Annotated in this window: 18 protein-coding genes; 7 read left to right on the top strand and 11 right to left on the bottom strand. The window is 60.5% G+C overall.

Annotated features, from left to right (window positions below; all coding sequences use genetic code 11):
* Positions 1 to 133: 133 nt before the first annotated feature.
* The 3 genes from ctaD to AS156_RS29365 all read right to left on the bottom strand — a co-directional run bounded on the left by ctaD (position 134) and on the right by AS156_RS29365 (position 3,375).
* Entirely contained in the window at positions 134 to 1,741 is a 1,608-nt protein-coding gene (ctaD, locus tag AS156_RS29380; protein ID WP_066512077.1) for a cytochrome c oxidase subunit I, read from the bottom strand.
* A gap of 332 nt (positions 1,742 to 2,073) precedes the next feature.
* Entirely contained in the window at positions 2,074 to 2,670 is a 597-nt protein-coding gene (locus AS156_RS29370) for a Tim44 domain-containing protein (RefSeq protein ID WP_082747797.1), read from the bottom strand.
* 219 nt (positions 2,671 to 2,889) lie between these two features.
* Positions 2,890 to 3,375 (bottom strand): hypothetical protein, encoded by a 486-nt coding sequence (locus tag AS156_RS29365; RefSeq protein WP_066512070.1) that lies wholly within the window; start codon positions 3,373 to 3,375, stop codon positions 2,890 to 2,892.
* Between the two features lie 269 nt (positions 3,376 to 3,644).
* Here AS156_RS29365 and AS156_RS29360 point away from each other — a divergent pair, with 269 nt between their 5' ends.
* On the top strand, positions 3,645 to 3,977 hold the full coding sequence (locus AS156_RS29360; RefSeq protein ID WP_136626492.1) for a GreA/GreB family elongation factor: 333 nt from the start codon (positions 3,645 to 3,647) through the stop codon (positions 3,975 to 3,977).
* Positions 3,978 to 4,125: 148 nt separating this feature from the next.
* On the opposite strand, the gene AS156_RS29355 is transcribed toward AS156_RS29360, so the two are convergent.
* Positions 4,126 to 4,617: a universal stress protein gene (locus AS156_RS29355; RefSeq protein WP_082747795.1), complete on the bottom strand. Its 492-nt coding sequence runs from the start codon at positions 4,615 to 4,617 to the stop codon at positions 4,126 to 4,128.
* Positions 4,618 to 4,913: 296 nt separating this feature from the next.
* Between AS156_RS29355 and AS156_RS29350 the strand changes: the two genes are divergently transcribed.
* The gene (locus AS156_RS29350; RefSeq protein WP_136626491.1) at positions 4,914 to 5,471 is read left to right on the top strand and encodes a hypothetical protein; all 558 of its coding nucleotides are present in this window, start codon (positions 4,914 to 4,916) and stop codon (positions 5,469 to 5,471) included.
* 243 nt (positions 5,472 to 5,714) lie between these two features.
* Here AS156_RS29350 and AS156_RS29340 read toward each other — a convergent pair whose 3' ends face one another.
* On the bottom strand, positions 5,715 to 6,560 hold the full coding sequence (locus AS156_RS29340) for a LysR family transcriptional regulator (protein ID WP_066512061.1): 846 nt from the start codon (positions 6,558 to 6,560) through the stop codon (positions 5,715 to 5,717).
* 157 nt (positions 6,561 to 6,717) lie between these two features.
* Here AS156_RS29340 and AS156_RS29335 point away from each other — a divergent pair, with 157 nt between their 5' ends.
* Positions 6,718 to 7,185, top strand: coding sequence for a GreA/GreB family elongation factor (locus AS156_RS29335; RefSeq protein ID WP_245313125.1), 468 nt, complete (start codon positions 6,718 to 6,720; stop codon positions 7,183 to 7,185).
* Between the two features lie 43 nt (positions 7,186 to 7,228).
* On the top strand, positions 7,229 to 8,416 hold the full coding sequence (locus AS156_RS29330) for an NnrS family protein (protein WP_066512060.1): 1,188 nt from the start codon (positions 7,229 to 7,231) through the stop codon (positions 8,414 to 8,416).
* 1,115 nt (positions 8,417 to 9,531) lie between these two features.
* Here AS156_RS29330 and AS156_RS41290 read toward each other — a convergent pair.
* The 3 genes from AS156_RS41290 to AS156_RS29310 form a co-directional block, all read right to left on the bottom strand.
* Complete coding sequence (locus AS156_RS41290) at positions 9,532 to 9,789, bottom strand: septal ring lytic transglycosylase RlpA family protein (protein ID WP_082747794.1); 258 nt, start codon at positions 9,787 to 9,789, stop codon at positions 9,532 to 9,534.
* A 535-nt stretch (positions 9,790 to 10,324) separates the two neighbouring features.
* Entirely contained in the window at positions 10,325 to 10,516 is a 192-nt protein-coding gene (locus tag AS156_RS29320) for a hypothetical protein (RefSeq protein WP_136626490.1), read from the bottom strand.
* Between the two features lie 833 nt (positions 10,517 to 11,349).
* Positions 11,350 to 11,742, bottom strand: coding sequence for a DDE-type integrase/transposase/recombinase (locus AS156_RS29310; protein WP_066512051.1), 393 nt, complete (start codon positions 11,740 to 11,742; stop codon positions 11,350 to 11,352).
* Positions 11,743 to 13,308: 1,566 nt separating this feature from the next.
* Here AS156_RS29310 and AS156_RS29305 point away from each other — a divergent pair.
* The gene (locus tag AS156_RS29305) at positions 13,309 to 13,731 is read left to right on the top strand and encodes a GFA family protein (RefSeq protein ID WP_066512050.1); all 423 of its coding nucleotides are present in this window, start codon (positions 13,309 to 13,311) and stop codon (positions 13,729 to 13,731) included.
* 304 nt (positions 13,732 to 14,035) lie between these two features.
* Positions 14,036 to 15,298 carry a CaiB/BaiF CoA transferase family protein gene (locus AS156_RS29300; RefSeq protein WP_066512045.1) on the top strand — a complete coding sequence of 421 codons (1,263 nt, stop codon included), beginning with the start codon at positions 14,036 to 14,038 and terminating at the stop codon, positions 15,296 to 15,298.
* Between the two features lie 182 nt (positions 15,299 to 15,480).
* Here the strand turns inward: AS156_RS29300 and AS156_RS29295 are convergent, their stop codons facing one another.
* Positions 15,481 to 15,666 (bottom strand): hypothetical protein, encoded by a 186-nt coding sequence (locus tag AS156_RS29295; RefSeq protein WP_066512043.1) that lies wholly within the window; start codon positions 15,664 to 15,666, stop codon positions 15,481 to 15,483.
* 25 nt (positions 15,667 to 15,691) lie between these two features.
* Here AS156_RS29295 and AS156_RS45080 point away from each other — a divergent pair, with 25 nt between their 5' ends.
* On the top strand, positions 15,692 to 15,874 hold the full coding sequence (locus AS156_RS45080; protein ID WP_082747793.1) for a hypothetical protein: 183 nt from the start codon (positions 15,692 to 15,694) through the stop codon (positions 15,872 to 15,874).
* A 20-nt stretch (positions 15,875 to 15,894) separates the two neighbouring features.
* On the opposite strand, the gene AS156_RS29290 is transcribed toward AS156_RS45080, so the two are convergent.
* Both AS156_RS29290 and AS156_RS29285 read right to left on the bottom strand, forming a co-directional pair.
* Positions 15,895 to 16,215, bottom strand: a complete 321-nt coding sequence (locus tag AS156_RS29290; RefSeq protein ID WP_066512041.1) for a cupin domain-containing protein — start codon at positions 16,213 to 16,215, stop codon at positions 15,895 to 15,897.
* Positions 16,212 to 16,919 (bottom strand): YqcI/YcgG family protein, encoded by a 708-nt coding sequence (locus AS156_RS29285; RefSeq protein WP_245313124.1) that lies wholly within the window; start codon positions 16,917 to 16,919, stop codon positions 16,212 to 16,214. The genes AS156_RS29290 and AS156_RS29285 overlap by 4 nt, the downstream gene beginning before the upstream one ends.
* Positions 16,920 to 16,975: the final 56 nt, after the last annotated feature.

Below are 16,975 nucleotides of genomic sequence, written 5' to 3'. Positions count from 1 at the left end.
TCGGCTCGCAACTTTGCCTCCGTCAATACGATGTCGATCAAGGCATTGGCGTTCCGATCGGCTCCAGGACCCCGCGCCGAAGCACAATAATCTCCGATTTGCAGCGCGCATGGTCTCATCCGTGGACGCCCGATCATCGAATGAGCGGAAGAACCTCGAATTCATGGAATCGCGGTGGCGACGACAGCGTCCATTCCAGCGTGGTCGCTCCGCTGCCCCATGGGTTGCCGGCCGCCCTCGACTTGCGGATGAGCGCATAAGCCATGCCCACGAAGAACACGACGAGCCCGGCTGCTGAGATATAGGCCCCGATCGAGGAAATCAGGTTCATGCCCGCGAATGCGTCGGGATAGTCGGCGATGCGCCGCGGCATTCCCGACAGCCCGAGGAAATGCATCGGAAAGAACGCGAGATTGACGCCCACGAACGTCAGCCAGAAGTGCAATTTGCCGAAGGTTTCGGAATACATGTACCCCGTTATCTTCGGAAACCAGTAGTACCATCCCGCGAAAATCGAGAACACGGCACCGAGCGACAGCACGTAGTGGAAGTGTGCCACGACGTAGTAGGTGTCCTGAAACGATCGGTCGATGCCCGGATTGGCCAGGACCACGCCGGTCACGCCGCCGATCGTGAAGACGAAGATGAAGCCGATGGCCCACAACATGGGCGTCTCGAAAGTGATCGAGCCGCCCCACATGGTGGCGACCCACGAAAAGATCTTGATGCCGGTCGGTACCGCGATCACCATGCTGGCGAACGCAAAGTAGGCTTGGGCGCTGCTTGACATGCCCACGGTGTACATGTGGTGCGCCCAGACCACGAACCCGATGAATCCGATGGCCACGAGCGCATACGCCATTCCGAGATAGCCGAACACGGGCTTTCGACTGAAGGTCGAGACGATCTGGCTGACCATCCCGAAGCCCGGCAGGATCATGATGTAGACTTCTGGATGTCCAAAGAACCAGAACAGATGTTGATACAACACGGGATCACCGCCAGCCTCCGGCGCGAAGAACGTTGTCCCGAAGTTCCGATCCGTCAGGAGCATGGTGATTCCGCCGGCAAGCACCGGCAGCGACAGCAACAACAGAAATGCGGTCACGAGCACCGACCAAACGAACAGCGGCATCTTGTGCAAGGTCATTCCGGGCGCCCGCATGTTGAAGATGGTGGTGATGAAATTTATCGCTCCGAGGATCGAGGACGCTCCAGCCAGATGCAGGGCGAGAATGACGAAATCGACCGCCGGGCCGGGATGGCCGGAGGTCGAGAGCGGCGCGTAGAGCGTCCAGCCCGTGCCGGCTCCGGACGAGCCGGGCTCTCCCTCGACAAACGCCGAGATGATGAGCAAGGCAAACGACGATGGGAGTAGCCAGAACGAGACGTTGTTCATTCGCGGGAACGCCATGTCCGGCGCGCCGATCATCAACGGCACGAACCAGTTGCCGAACCCGCCCATCATGGCAGGCATCAGCGTGAAGAAGATCATGATCAGCCCGTGGCTGGTCACGAACACGTTGTAGGTATGAGTGTTCGTAAAGATCTGAAGGCCGGGTTCTTGCAGTTCCGCGCGGATCAACACTGAGAGAATCCCGCCGATCACCCCCGCGCAGATCGCGAACACGAAGTACATCGTGCCGATGTCCTTGTGATTGGTCGAATAGACGTAGCGACGCCAACCGGACGGCAGATCGTGTGCATGACCGTGAGAAGCGACATCCGCGGAAAATGACATTGCGTTCTTCCTTGGGTTTCAAGAGTCTGCGGCGGGCTAATGCAGGCTTTTGGAACCAATCAGGGCGGTGATGATCCTTTTCACTCGATCGCACTGCATTGCAGCGCTTCGCCCGAAGGCCTGAAAATGCCTGACGCATGGCAGGGTCGCCCGCGAGACGATTGTGTGGTGCTCCTCCGGAGGGACGTCCGACGTCTGGTCCGAAGTCGGACAGGCGGGCGGCAGCGATCCGAAGTAGGCGGGATGGACCTCGTGCATGTAGCAGGGCGGCGACGCATACTCGTGAGGGGCGGGGTCGTCATCGTCCCGGTCGAAGCATCCGCGGTTCTGGGTCATCGTCCGGCCTCCGTCGCAATCAGGCTCCACCTGTGGGTCGGCGGGGCGCAGCCAAACGTCCAGACGTCGACGCTGCGTCGCTCTTCGGGCTTCCCTTCGCCGCCTTCCAGAATCCTGTAAGAACTGGCGACGAAGCGCACGGAAATCTCGGCGTGTGCGTCGTCAAAACGCGCGGCAACGATCTCGGGAGGTGCGACCAGCGCGAACACAGTCTTCGTCTTCTCGTGCCGATCCTCTTGCGCCGAGATCGCGTCCGAAAACTCGGCATAGACCTCAGGGGAAACGTATCTGAGCAGTGTCGCCTGGTCGCCGGCATTGAATGCCGCGACGACCGCCTCGTAGGCCGCAAGTCTTTCGCTGAGGAAGTCGATCACGGTGAGTCCGCCGCAATGCTTGAGCACGCTGGCTGCCAGCGCCTCCATCTCTGCGCAGCGCGCCGAAACGCTCACGGGCGAGATCGCGCGGCCGGATCGTTGAGCGGCTTTAGCCTTTGCAAGGGAAGAAAAATGCTCAAACCAGTAGGTGAACAGCCCATAGACCCAAAGTCCCCACAACAGCGCGACGACTCCTGAACCGTTGCCATCCTCGGGCATAGCGACCTCCTTGTTGCCCGAAGCCTCGCTCCCATTTTCCCGGCGAACAAACGAATTTAATCGCCCGAATAAATCAAAAAAATTGCTGTTGCTCTGGAGAACTGCGTCCTGACATGGATCGGGAGATGCCTGGCGCTCGCGGCATGCGGAGAAGATGATATCTTCCCAAACATCGGCAGCGGCCCGATGGGCCCGATCATTGCGGAGTGATCGGAATCGTCAGTCGGTGGCGATCCTGACGTCACTGCTTGCGCTCGGGTTCTGCACGGGAGGCGTTATGCTGGCGTGACTTTCGGCGACGGCCGACGTCTTGTGATCGTTGTACGTCAAGGCGGCGGTTGCCAACAGAAAACCCCAGAAGATTGCGACGCAAACCAGCAATTCAATGCTTACCTCCGAACCTGGCATCGGATTCGATCGTGCTCTGGACGTCGGCAGCAGTCCAACCAGCCTCGACGCGACTGCCTTCTTCTGGTCGTCCATCCAGTTCTGTCCGGACATCCGGTCGAGCATCGAGATCAATCGCTTCTGCGCTCGTGCTCCGATCATTTCGTCGAGCCGAGCCGCTTCTTCCCAAGGGTCCACGTCCAACCGCGCCAACGCGGAAACGACGCTGATCTGCGTTCCGTTGCCGTCCTCGCAGATCACGGCATACAGGAAGTCGTCATATCTCGACGGCAACACGGAGGTGGATTTGATCTCCATCTGAACCTCCCTTGCTCTCTCGTTTGTAGTGACGCCTCATTCATTGCCGATCCCCGCGCGCTGACAAACGATAATTTGTGCCCGTTTCCAGCAAAGAAACGAACGATGGGGCCATCAGAGTTTTTGCGCCAAGAATGCAATAATTGTCGCTTGCCAAGCGCGATCGCGCGTCGCCAAGTCTAGCGAAACATTTGGAATGGATGCTGCCGCGATAGCCGCGAAGGCGTCTCGCCAGGAGACCCCTTGACCGGCAGAGAGTGAGGGCCAACGTGACCTACGCAAGAACCGACCTCTGGCACCCGATCAAATTGCCGCCGGTGATGATCTCGGAAACTGATCGAGAAAGACTGGTTGCCGTCGCTACCGCTGCATTGACGGATCGCGGGCGAGCCGCGGCCGCGTCGAACCTGCTGCGGGAGCTCGACCGCGCCACCATCGTCCCGGCCGCTCAGCTTCCGGCAAATGTCGTCGCTGTCCACTCACGGGTGCATTTGCGCGACAACATCACTGGAGAGGAAAGCTGGATAACCCTCGTGCTTCCCGGAGAGACGAAGGGCGGGACAAACGCGCTGTCGGTGTTGACGCTCTCGGGAGCGCCTTGATCGGATTGCACGAGGGCGCATCGATCGATTGGTGCACCGCCTCCGGGAATCGCAACAGCAAAACGGTTCTCCATTGTGACTAAGGGGGGCCGCGAGATGTCACATGGCTGGGATACGGAGGGCTGGAGACCAAACGACGAATCCCATGTCACGATGCCTTTTTCCCTCGCGTCTTCGGCCTCTCGAACGGTTTGACATTGTCCATGCGCCCCTCCGGCTTCACGGCGACGAGCACGCTGCAGGGCGGCTTGTGCAAGATGGTTTCACCCACGGAGCCATTCAGCCAACGCGCAAGCGTTCCTTGATCCCGATGGCCGACGACGATCAAATCGGCACCGATCTCTCTGGCGACCTGAACGATTTGCTCGGATGGCCTGCCGTATCTCAGGGCACCCACCGTCGAGCAGCCCGCGCCGTGCAAGCGCCTGACGCCTTCATCGATCACCTCTTGGACCGCAAGCCGCTGGGCATCGGAAACGACGAACGACATCGCCTCGACGACCGGCATGCTTTCCGTCCTGTCGACGATCGCGAGCAGATGCACGGTGGCACCGCACGACAATGCCAAACCTTCGACCTGGGCGAGCGCTTCGCGCCCATCCGGCGAGCCATCGAAGGCCAAGAGAATTCTTTGATACACGTGCGGTCTCCTTGATTTCAAACGGCCTCACGGTCGATGACGCTCAGCGCCAACCATGGGCCTGACGCCACCATATTCCCCCGGTCGATCGCGACAAATGAAAAGTCTTCGCGCTTGACGGCAACATTTTTGATCTCTCCGACCTGCGCCGGTCATCTCATCCATCAACATCCTTGCTGACAACCGACAAATCTTCTCGTTTGCAAACGCCGCACAAACGTCGACTAGTCAGTATGGCCGAGACGGATCATCGATTGTCTTGACGGCCGGCTCTCAACAATTGAGGGAACGAAATCATGGTCAAAACCCCATTACACGATGGAACTGTCAATACCGGCCGCACATTGGCGTCGTCTTCGTACGGAATGAGCGAGAAGGACCCTGCACGCGTCGGCTATTGGTCGAGAGGGGAAGTGTTGATCTTTCTTGACGATCTCCTCGGCGGCGAGCGGACAGGTATCGGCGCGTTCGCCGCGATCGGCCGCTCCGTCGACGATCATCTCGTAGACCTGATCTTCGAATCCGAACTGGCGCAGGGAGCGATTTGCGTCCTGCTCAAAAAAGAAATGATCAGGAAAGGAGGCGCTCACATGATCCGCCGGGGAGGGGTTTTCGCTGCGGCCTCTCCGGGCAATGGCATCCGCGGCACTCGCAATGCCATCGCATTCGCCCGCGCGCATATGGCGGGGTTAGCGGACATGATCGAGGATGGCGTCGTGAACATCTTCGATCCAAGGCTGAATGCGAAACTGATGTATCTGCTGCTGTTGCACCGCAAGCAGGTCGAACTCCTCGATACGGTCGATCCAGGTGCCGCGAATGGAAGAACTCACCCCTGTCCGAGCGATCACTGATCGTGACGCACGCTCCCGGCGGCAAGATCTCAAAGAACGGCAGATGGATGCTTGACGCGCCGACCTTGTCTTTCGTTCTTATGGCCGTTGCCGTCGGGCTTGCCGCCGCGTTCGTGTGGTTATTTTCCAAGATCGAACGGGCATTCAATGTGCGACGTGCCCGAAAGCAACGCAGTCAGAAGGGCCAGTGACGGTTATACGAGGCGCCGCTTCGTCGGCCTAGCGCGCGCCCCGTCCTGCCCCCTACTTCTTTACGAGCGCGACGGCGCGCAACGCGGCAAGCGCGACTTCCAACGTGGCGGCATCAACGTTCGTGGAGTAGGTTGTATAGACCGGGAAAGAGAACCGCGGTGCGCCAGGCACCAGATGCAGGTCTCCCGTCAACAGGTAGGGTTGGATCGCGTGCATTCGGAAGTATCCGGAGCCACCCTCCAGGAGAGTGTAAGTGAGAGCAAGCGGACCGAGGTTTGTCAGCAGGCTTGGGACCGTATCCGGAAAGCTCATGGCGTGCTGAAGGGAGAACTCGGAACCCCATTCGACATGGACGTACTTGGGATCGCCGTCTCGATATTTCGCAAGATCGGTGGTCACGAGGATGAGCTCTTCCTCCATCAGCAAGTCGACCTCAATGCCGGGCAGCTGATGCGGCGCATATACGATGGCAATGTCTATGAGCCCCGCCGCAACGTGCGAGATCAGGTCCTGGGGCACGTCGACGTGCACCCGAAGAGCGATGTCGGCATGGGAGCGACGCATTCTCCTGACCCAATCGAGCAGGAGCGGCTGCCATAGGCTGACTTCGCTTCCGATCGTCAGCACCGCGCTATGGCCTTCGGGCACCGCCACCTGCTGCTTGGCCTGCTGCCACAGCTGAACGAAATTGGGGGCGAAGCGCAGGAACTGCTGACCGGCGGGAGTGAGGTTCGCACCGGTCTTGTTCCGGACGAACAGCGGCCGCCCGAGTTGCTGCTCGAGCAGACGGATGCGTGCGCTCACCGTGGTTTGCGCGACATGGAGACGGTCGGCAGCCTTGACGAAACTGCCGGTCGAGACGATCTCGATAAATGTCCTGGCGAGTTCGATATCCATCCGATGAATGCAGCAATTCTGCAGGAAACGGTCAATTCAATTCGTTTGCCTCGACCGTAGCTCGTTTGGCTTAATGCGGACAGAAGGCGAGGCGAGGTGTGTGCGCTTTCGCCGCATGTGGCTTCATTTTGGAGCCGCTACCCAGAAGGAGGTCGCCATGTTGCCTCTTCCGAAGGTTGCGTTGACCGCATCGGATTATCCCCGTCTCGACCGGCTCGCGCGAGCCGCATGGAATCGAGGCAATATGGACGCACTTCTCCTCGTCGGCGAAATCAACCGGGCCGAGATCGTGCCCGATGACGCCGAGGATGCCGATGCGCTCGTGAGGATCGGATCGTGGGTCACCTACCGGATAAATTGGGGCGCTTCGCGAAGAACGATCCAGTTGGTCTGGCCTGAAGACCAGACTTTCGGCACGGACTGCATATCCGTTCTGTCGGCATTGGGAGCCACGCTGATTGGCCTGCGCCGCGGAGACAAGATGCCTTTCTTCATCGGCGGCAGCCTTGACTTCGTCGTAATCGAGAACGTGGAACGATCACGCTCGAACGTCGTACCGTTTCGTGTCCCGAACATTGCAAGAGCCGGAAGACAGGATGGCGATCCGGGTCCCACGGCAGCATGACGTAGTATCCCTGTATCCCTTGTAAAGAACCGGAGGACGCCTGATGGGAACGATGACGACGGTGCCTGCGTATCGGGGGCCGGCGCTGTTCTCCTACGGCTTTAGGCCGTTCTTCCTCTTTGGCGCGATCCAGGCCGGAGTCATGATCCCCCTGTGGCTCGTCGTGTTCGCCGGCGACATCACGCTGCCGACGGCCTTCGGGCCGCTCGACTGGCATGCCCACGAAATGCTGTTCGGATACGTCGCTGCGGTCATCGCAGGCTTCCTGCTGACCGCGATTCCGAATTGGACAGGACGGCCGCCGATCCGGGGACCACGACTGGCGGCTTTGTTCTCAATGTGGCTCGCGGGCCGTCTCGCGGTGAGCTTTTCCGAAACGATCGGCTGGAGTGCGGCGATGGTGGTAGACACCCTGTTTCTGCTGCTTCTCGCCGCCGCTGCCGCGCGTGAGATCGTGGCGGGGCGGAAGTGGGGCAATCTGATGGTCGTGGGCGTTGTGATCCTGCTTGCGACGGCCAACATCGCTTTTCATGTGGAGGCGCATCTGGAAGGCGTCGCCACGTACTCGACCCGGGCCGGAATTGCCATCGTGGTGACGCTGATCGGCATCATCGGCGGCCGCATTGTGCCGAACTTCACTCGCAATTGGCTGGCGCGTCGTGGGGAGGGGCGGATGCCGACCCCATTCGGTCGGTTCGACGCCGTCGCAATCCTGACAGGCGTTGGCGCGCTTGCCATTTGGGTCGTCGCGCCGTCGGGGCCCGCTGCAGCCGCGGCGCTTTGTTGCGCCGGTGGGCTGCATCTTTTCCGCCTCGGGCGGTGGGCCGGCGAGCGGACGCTTCCGGATCGCCTTGTGCTGATCCTTCACGTCGCCTACGCCTTTGTTCCGGTCGGATATTTCCTGACGTCCTTGTCGGCGCTCGACCTGATCGCGGCCGGAGCCGGTGTGCACGCTTGGACGGCAGGCGCCATCGGGACGATGACGATTGCCGTGATGACACGCGCATCGCTTGGACACACCGGGCAGCCACTGGTGGCTTCCCGCGCTACCCAGGCGCTCTACCTTGCCATTGTAATTGCGGCTCTTGCGCGCGTCTGCGCCTCACTCGAGCCTTCTTCGCATGCAGGCGTCTTGCTGGCGGTGGCAGGTGCGGCATGGACGATGGCCTTTCTCGGCTTCGCGCTGACTTATTCACGGTTGCTTTGCATCGTCCCGCCTAATCCGCCGTAAGTGCGACAACCCATTCCCGATTGGAGCGCTGCACGGGGGGCAAGGTTGGACGCCGAAAGGGGGCAATATTCGAGGCCGCGCCACACTCCGCGTCTCGGAATAACCAGGCGTGAGAGCCCGGCAGCGCGAGGCTGGCACACTGCTTGCTGAAATCTCGGTGCCGGGGATTGCATTGCCCAGGTTGAGACAGGGCGCCGCCGGAATAGCGTATTTCAAGACCGGCGGCGTATCATTTTGGAACTATAAGCACGGGCGGCACGAAAGGTGGCGCGTGGTGACGATTCAGGTGAAGCGTGACATACGGCTCTCGACCGACATGCTGATCATCGTCGCGTCGACTGCGATCGTGGCGATCGGCGTTGTGATCTGGTGGATCTAGCGGCCCGACTGCGTTGAGCCCTAGAACGGGGGATTTAGACGAACCCTAGTATTTCCTTACGGGAGGCCCTAATGGCTCGCCTCGATTTTTATTTCATGATTTTGATGCTCGGGTTCGTTGGGCTGGTCGGAGGGCTGACATTGAGCCTTGTGCCCTAAGTCCGGCGTGGTCGGCGGCCCATGAAGCAAATGCCCGCGACCGAAGCGATCATCACCGTCGCCTTGCTGGTGATACTAGCGCTCGTGATTTGGCATGGTGCTCTACCGTAGGCTCGCATGCCAGAACATTCCGCGTCGGCTTGCGGACGCGCGGGCCTAGAGAACCCAAGTTGGGTTGTGGGGAGGTGCTGCCATGACTGCCGCGGCCGAAAGACCGGCAGCGAAAGGGCCGGGCAACGATCTGCAGAGGGTGGCCGATCTGCTTGGCGGTCCGCGCGTCCTGTTGCGCATCATCACAAGCTCCCCTCGATGTCCACGAACTGATGATCGACGCGTTGCCCGGCGCCGCGCTCAATCACCTCATCCTCGGCTTTTGCGTGATCCACAAGATGGGCTCGCTGGAAAGGTCGTCGGCGTGAGCCTTCGTACCTTGCACCATCCGATTACCAACCGCCATTCAAATTCAACTTGCGACCGTCGCAGCGTACGTCGGGAAGGGCAGGTGTCCGGTGAGAGCAGAGTGGCTTGTAGTTCCGCGCCAACCGCCGAAGCCCGTGAAGACAGCGCGCTGTTCGATATCAGAGCATGCACATCCACTGCGTTTGGCGCATTCCGAGCGCTCGAGCGGCACCATGTGTTAGATCAATTGTCACCGCGGGCGTGAAAGGACCTCGATCGTTTATCACCACGGTCACGGACCTTCCGTTCTCGGGATTCATGAGTGTTACACGCGACCCGAACGGGAGTGTGCGGTGCGCGGCCGTGAACCCACTTGAGTCGAATATCTCACCGTTTGCGGTCCGTCGTCCCGATGAATAGAAGGGTTGCGACCACATGCTGTCCTGAGCATGTCCCGTGAGGCTTGGAATGTGCAAAGAACCAAGAGAAGCCTCGACTGTGAGCGGATGCGGACGGCGCGATGATCCACGCTATCGCCAGTGCAAGGGCGCAAAGAGAATGGACGAACTGACCTAACCGATGGCACATGTCGATCGTCTTCGAGGTCGCAACGACGGAGGGCACGGTTCTGATGTGGAGTAGGGCTGGGGGTGGACGAGATCGCGCTTGGCCCCGCGCTGACGCGGCAGCGTTAGCTATGCCCGCCCGGTTGGAAGGTGGCGAAAGTCACCCTACGATCCGTCTCAGTGATTGAGAGTCTGACCGCACTAAGGCCGCGCTACCGCGGCGGTTGTGGACGCCATGACGGGGCGGGCGCTAGCGTAGTCGGCGGACGCACAGTCCAACTTCCGCCGCGTTCAGCGCCACACTCAGAATCGCGAAACTCACACGCTTCGCGCAGTGGTCCCGGTCGCTTATCTGCGGCCCCCAAGCCTTGGTGACCGGGACCGGCGCGCGAAAATCACGGCCTACCTATCGCTCGTTGGCGACGATGCTGGACCTTGTGATTTCAAGATTGTCCGGCGTCGCTGCAGTAGCGTCAGGCCGATCAGCGCTATCATAGCGGTTCGCAAGATCTAGAAGACGCCGCTTGACAAATGGATCCGCCTTGGCGGCCAGATCCCGTACCATGCCTGCGCGTTCCTTCCTGAAGCTCTCGTCCATTTGGGAGTCCTTAAAACGCAACAAACCGTAAGGGCCGGCGATGCTAGCGCATGATTTGCATTTGGGCGAGCTTCACCGCGTTTCTAGCGACTGTCTTTCGCACTGCAGAACCTCACTTCCGCCGCGTTCCGCGTCAGACTTTGCGGGCGCGAACCGTCTGGAGGCGTTCGCGCAGTGGTCCCGGTGTACTATTTCCGCAGCTGTCCGGCCCCGGTGCACCCCGACCCGCGCGCCCGAAAGGAGCGGTCCCCGGCCGTGATCATGCTGCTTAGCCGGGGACCTTATGCGGTCGGGGATGGACTGGGAATAGACCGCACCGTGCAATTCGATCGAAGCGGCGCCGCCATCGGAAGTGTCGAAAGTCACGGCGCCGGTGCGCCCGAAGAGAGACATGCCATGGCGCAACAGCATCCAGCCGCGTTGTGGCTGCTGTGAAGGATGGAAAGCGAGGCGCGTGCTCTGGCGTAATTCTCGCGACCTTATGCCGACCTGACCGTGGGATCGGTCCCTCATAGGAAAATCCGCCTCGCGGGAATATCTCGCGGTCTTCAAGCGGGGCATGCCCGCCCTTGGCCGCCGCCTGGGTGGGCATTTTCTTTTCCAGCCGACACAACGGAAATGTCCAAGTGTGCCGTGGCCTCGAATATTGCCCCCTTTGGCGTCTAACCTTGACCCGTGCATCGCTCCAACCCGGGGGTGTGGCACTTGCGGTGCTTTGGCTGGAGTCAAATTTGGACGCCAAATTGGAGTGGGCGCCTGGGGGCGGAAAGGGTCAGGCGGCTGACTTTGACCCTCTGCCGGGCGTGCTGATCCCCGAACTGTTGCGGGCTGAGCTAGCCGAGAGCGGAGCGCAATCGGCCCTTATTGTAAACCTCATCGATGAAGCGGGGGAGGTTCTCGATAACGTCCTCGAACGTTTCGTATGCCATCGGATATACCGCCTCGACCTTTATGGCTTTCATGAAGCTCTCCGCCTTGGCGTTGTCGTACGGATTGCCGCGCCGCCCCATTGAGCCCACAAGTGCGCGCGCCGCCAGTGTGTCGCGATAGCGCTCGGAGGCATATTGCGAACCTCGATCCGAATGATGCACGCATCCCGCCGGCAGGTGTCGTCGCTCGATTGCGACCGCCAGAGCGGCGATCGTCAGCCGCGCATCGATCGAGCGGCTGATCGCATAACCACGACTTTTGGGGCATCGATGGTCGTGCCAAGCCAAATTCACCATGCCGGTATCCAAGCATTTCGGAAAATGTCGACACGGCGTCGCCCGTGCTCGTTCAGCATGCTGAAGCAGGCAACGATGGCGCTGTGGTTTGGATCGGCGTGGCCTTTGACGTCTATTCCAAGGATTGCCCTGTCGACATGATGTCGGTCACGATGCATCGTCATTCGTGATGAGTTCTCATACTATCGCAAGCACGATGAGCCTGCGTAGTCGAACGTTTTCTCCTTCGGCTGCGATCTGGCTGGAGCTATCGATGATCTTGGCACGCCAACGTAGATACAAGCGAACCGGTGGCCAGCGCGGCCTAACTTTCGTCACAAGCCATTTCATTCGGAAACGAGGGCTGCTCGCCGGCGATTAGGCCTTCGTTGACGGGCCCTGCACTACACCTTCAACTGCGTTTCCATGTGCCGTAGCCGCAGGTCCATTCGTATGAGGCCCACGGTCGGCAGACCCACAATCATCAGTAAGAGTAGCTCGACCTCGATCATTGTCACGCTCTCCTTCGCAATAGGACGTCACCGCTGTTTCCGTTTCGACGGCTCGATCGAGGCTGACACTTCAACCTCGTGGCCCCCTGTGGAGCGTCGGGCCCAGCTTGCGGTAGGTGGCCGGCAGCGTCCGGCAATAGCGTAGCGCGGCCGTTGACGACCTTCGGGATGACAAAGCGCGGCGCGGGTTGCCGTAGGCTCACAGGCCGGCCTCGACGTCCGCCGCTGTTTCAGGGCCGGCCCCTTCGGACCATCGCGCGCTGTAGCTCCGCCCTCAGCCATGTCTGGCACCGTCCTCTCGAACGCGGGACGCGAATAGATTCCGGCCTTCAACTCGCACAAGAAAGACTCAACGGAGACCTCGTCGCAATGCCCCGGAGGTCATCGCGGTTCGCCGCCCGCGGGTGATAAACGCAGGGAGCCTGGACCAAGCGTGTCAGCGGCCTCGAAATGCTTGAGCCGGAGCCGGTCCCCGACGCCTCACGAGGGCGCGCGTAGCGGTCGAACATCGAAGGTGCCTCGGTGGCACCTTGTCATGCCGCAGGGAGGCCCACGACTATTGATGTTGCCTGTTGGGCCCAAAGCCGAGCGAGCAATTCGAACGTCGCCGCGGTCTCCTCCGATGGCAAGGCTGACGTTGCTACGCGACAGTTGCCGCTCCGCGATCCGGCGAAGCATCGCTTGAGTTGGTTTGTTCATGTGCGACTGCGTAGGCATTTGGCATCGCAATAATTGATCGCGCTGCCGGATGGTACTCTGCCCATAGTTCGACGCTCCGTTCCAGCGTGCGATAACCGTGTTCGGCCACGCCAGTGTCGAAGATGGTCGACAGCGGGGTGGTCTCTCATGTAATTTCATTCCTACCGACGACCCAGGTCGCATTTGAGCGCGGTGTGATGACCGCTGGTGCAGGGACGGGTCTAGTGCGTCTACTCAAAGGAGTTCGCGGCGGTCACTATCGCCACCATCCTCTCCAGCGTCTTTCTGCTTTAGATTTCTCAAGTACTGCGGGTGTGTCGACGCTGGTGCCGGCGGGAAGATTGACGTGATCAAGTCACCCAAGGAGAACCGACTAATGAAGCACACTGGAAATTGCTTTTGCGGCGCCGTCGAACTGCAAGTCACTGGAGAACCGGAAGCCATGGGCTATTGCCACTGCCGCTCATGCCGCTCCTGGTCGGGTGGTCCGGTCAATGCGTTCAGCCTTTGGAAGCCTGAGGCGGTCGAGGTCACAAAAGGAGTTGACCAGATTGCGACATTTGAGAAGACCCCGATGAGCCAGCGCAAATATTGCAGCAAATGCGGCGGTCATCTGATGACGAACCATCCGACGCTTGGACTCGTCGACGTCTTCACTGCCACAATCCCGACGCTCAAATTCGCCCCCGGCGTCCACGTCAACTATGCCGAAGCGGTGTTGCCGATACGCGATGGCCTGCCGAAGTTGAAGGACTTTCCGGCCGAGTTCGGCGGATCCGGCGAAATGCTTGCCGAATAGCTCGGCGGTCATCTGATAGCGATAGCGGGCGTGGCGGCAAGTTGGCGCCACGCGGTGACCTACGGTCCTGCGCGGTCCGATGCTCGTTCGGGCCGGCATCGGATCGGTTTCTTGGGCGCTTCCACGCAACTATGCGTGAGTTCTCCGCGGGCACAGTTGGCGGCAGCCATGTCAGGCGAAGGTCCCGCCCTGCAAAATCCGGATTTGGTCTTGGTGACGGGCTTCCGCTAAAAGGCTGTGGCGCCGCTTGCCGCGACGATCGCGGAATTTCGCCTGACAAAATAATCAAAGGAAACGTCCGATCATGACCGTCAGACCAGAATTGCCAGAGCGCGCGCCGCGCGGAGAGGGTATCCCGACGGCGCTTGACGGTCTGCTGGTTGTCGATTTTACCCGCGTTGTCGCCGGTCCGGCCTGTACGCAGACGCTGGCCGACTTCGGGGCCGAAGTCATCAAGATCGAGAATCCGGACGGTGGAGATGACACGCGCGCGTATGAGCACGCCGAGATCGGCGGCGAGAGCGCTGCATTCCTGAGCCTCAATCGCAACAAGCGAGGTATTGCGCTCGACTTCAATAACCCGGCTGCGCTGGAGGTGGCCCGCGAGTTGATCGCCAAGGCCGATGTCGTGGTGGAGAATTTCTCCGGCGGCGTGATGAAGAAATTCGGCCTCGACTACGCTTCAGTGGCGCCGACCAACCCGCGTCTGATCTATTGCTCGATCTCGGCCTACGGCCGGAAAGGCGATTTTGCGCTGCGCCCCGGTTTCGACCCGATCACGCAGGCCGAAAGCGGCTTCATGTCGCTCAACGGTTTTCCGGACGGCGAGCCGGTTCGCACCGGTCCGCCGATCGTCGACATGGCAACGGGGATGTCGGCCTGCAATGCCATTCTGCTCGCACTGATCGCACGCGATCGGCTCGGTCGCGGCCAGCAAGTCGAGGTCGCACTGATCGACACCGCGGTAGCGATGACCGGATTCTACGGAATGGCCTATCTGATCAACGGTAACAATCCCGGCCGGTTCGGCAACTCGCCGAACGGTTCGCCGACCGTTGGCGTCTACCAGGCATCTGACGGACCGCTCTACATGGCTTGCGCCAACGATCGGCTGTACCGACGGCTTGTAACGGACGTGCTCGAACGTCCGGATCTCATCACCGATCCGGAGTTTGCCCAGCGCAAGGCTCGGAGCGCCAACAGGGAGAAGTTGCGCGGCATCATCGCCAGCGTGTTTGCGAGCGACAAGCTGGAGAACTGGATGGCCAAGATGAAGAAAGCCAACATTCCGGTCGGCTATCTGCGTACGGTCGAGGAGGGGTTCAACGCACCCGAAGTGCGCGATCGTGATCGCTTGAGCAAGATCTCTCACCCGACCGCTGGTTCGGTTCCAAACATCGAGTCACCGGTCACCATGAGCGTCACGCCGACGGTCGAACCCGTCGCCGCTCCGTTGCTTGGTCAACATACCAAGGACGTCCTGCGCAAGACTCTTGGCTACGACGACCGGCGCATTGCGGCGTTGGCCGAGGCGGGAGCGTTCGGCAAACAAGGCAACACGGGTTAGCGCGCGGGTGGGCACCGAAAATCAGGCGCTTTTGACCGCCAATTTGTCACAAGCCGACCTGATCGCCGGCGAGCGGAACGCCGCTCGCACCATATTGCTGTCCCCGCCAACACAGCGCGGCATCTCGCGCCGGCCGACATGTGCCAACGGCACTGGTGTCGAAATCGAGCCGTTCCGGTAGTTCAGTTCGGCTTGCTGCGCAGGTTGTTCCTTGGCATACTTTCAACTTCTTCGAGCTCCGCACGATCGATTTCGAGGCGAGCCATCCGAAGTATCAAGGTTGCCGTCGTCAGGCCAAGGCGTTCGGCCTCCTGCGCTGCGGTTTCTACCTTCTGGGCCAAGCCTTCACGTTTACCTGGGTATGCCATTCGTGATCCTCACTTAAGGTGCGAGATGAAAAATCCCACTTATGTTGCAGAGCTGCAGAACAAGCTCGGAGCTCCATCGAGCGAAACAGTAGAAAGCCTGCGACTGTTGAAGGCCTTCCTTCGGCTTGCGCCCGACCAGCGTTGCGACGTCATCGAGCTGGTCGAACGTTTGGCGGCTCAGCCGCCGGGTGATCCCTCATTGTCCTGAGGGATTCGTTTTCCCTGGATTCAGTTGCTCATTGGCTTGGCCGGCGGCTGCGTCGCGATGACGTAGACCGCGCCGCCTTCGAGCGCCTCCGATTGATGGCGGGTCCCGGCCGGCAACAGGATCGTATCTCCGGCGCTGACGACGCGCTCGCCGTCATCCCAGATGAAGTTCAGCCGACCCTGGATGATCATCAGGATCTCATCGACCGGGTGCGTATGGAAGTGATGCACCTTGCCGGCGGCATCGTGCTGCAGCTCCACCGAGCCCTGCGCAGGAAGCAGGTTCAGGATCTCGGGATCGATGGAAAATTCGGTCTTCGTGCCTGCGATGATCTGGGTCATGCTGCCCGCTCCTTGTCTTCGATGGCCGGCGTCTTGTTCTGCGCGAGCTTGGCGAAGGGACAGCCCGCGCTCGTGTTGTTGTCGTCGTGCAGGAAGTACTGCAGGTACTCGCGCCCGTCGGATGCGCCGTAGCGGCCGAGCAGCGGTGAGGGGCTTGCGCTGTCGTACGGGATCAGACGCTTGCGCACCTCGCCGAACGCGGCGTTGGCCGCTTTCTCGGTTCCGAGAATCTTTTCGAACACCCAGCGCGGCTGGAAGGTGAGCATGAAAGCGCTGGAGCGGCGGCTCTGCCGCATCACATGCGCCGGTGTCGTGCACACCACGAAAATCGGCTCGCCCGCGAACGAAAATTCCCACATCGGGTGGTCGATCTGTTCAGGTACGTCGGCCGGCCACGAGCTCTTGTCGAGGCGTGCGAGCTGGTCGAGTGTCATCCACATCTTGCGATAGTAGGCGTCGAGCGTCTGCACCGGCCGCGGCCGCGTGAACACGATCAACGAGGTATTGGGTCCGAACGAGCGGGCCTCCGAGACGTATTGCGCGAGTTGCTCGCCGAGAACGGCGACATCGTATGGATCGAGGAAAAGATACCGGAGCTGATCCTGGCGATGCCCTGCCACGCCGAACACGCAAGGAAACGGCCTCGCTTCGCTGCTCATCTGCGCTTCGAATTCGGAGAACATCACGCTTTGCCAGCTGCTCACCGGAAAGTTTTCGGAAACATCGCCTTTTCGTAAAAACAAGCGCTTCATAACACCCC

The sequence above is a fragment of the Bradyrhizobium macuxiense genome (assembly GCF_001542415.1).
GTDB lineage: Bacteria > Pseudomonadota > Alphaproteobacteria > Rhizobiales > Xanthobacteraceae > Bradyrhizobium > Bradyrhizobium macuxiense.
The sequence above is the reverse complement of the archived record's forward strand: the minus strand, read 5'-3'. Positions and strand labels throughout refer to the sequence as shown.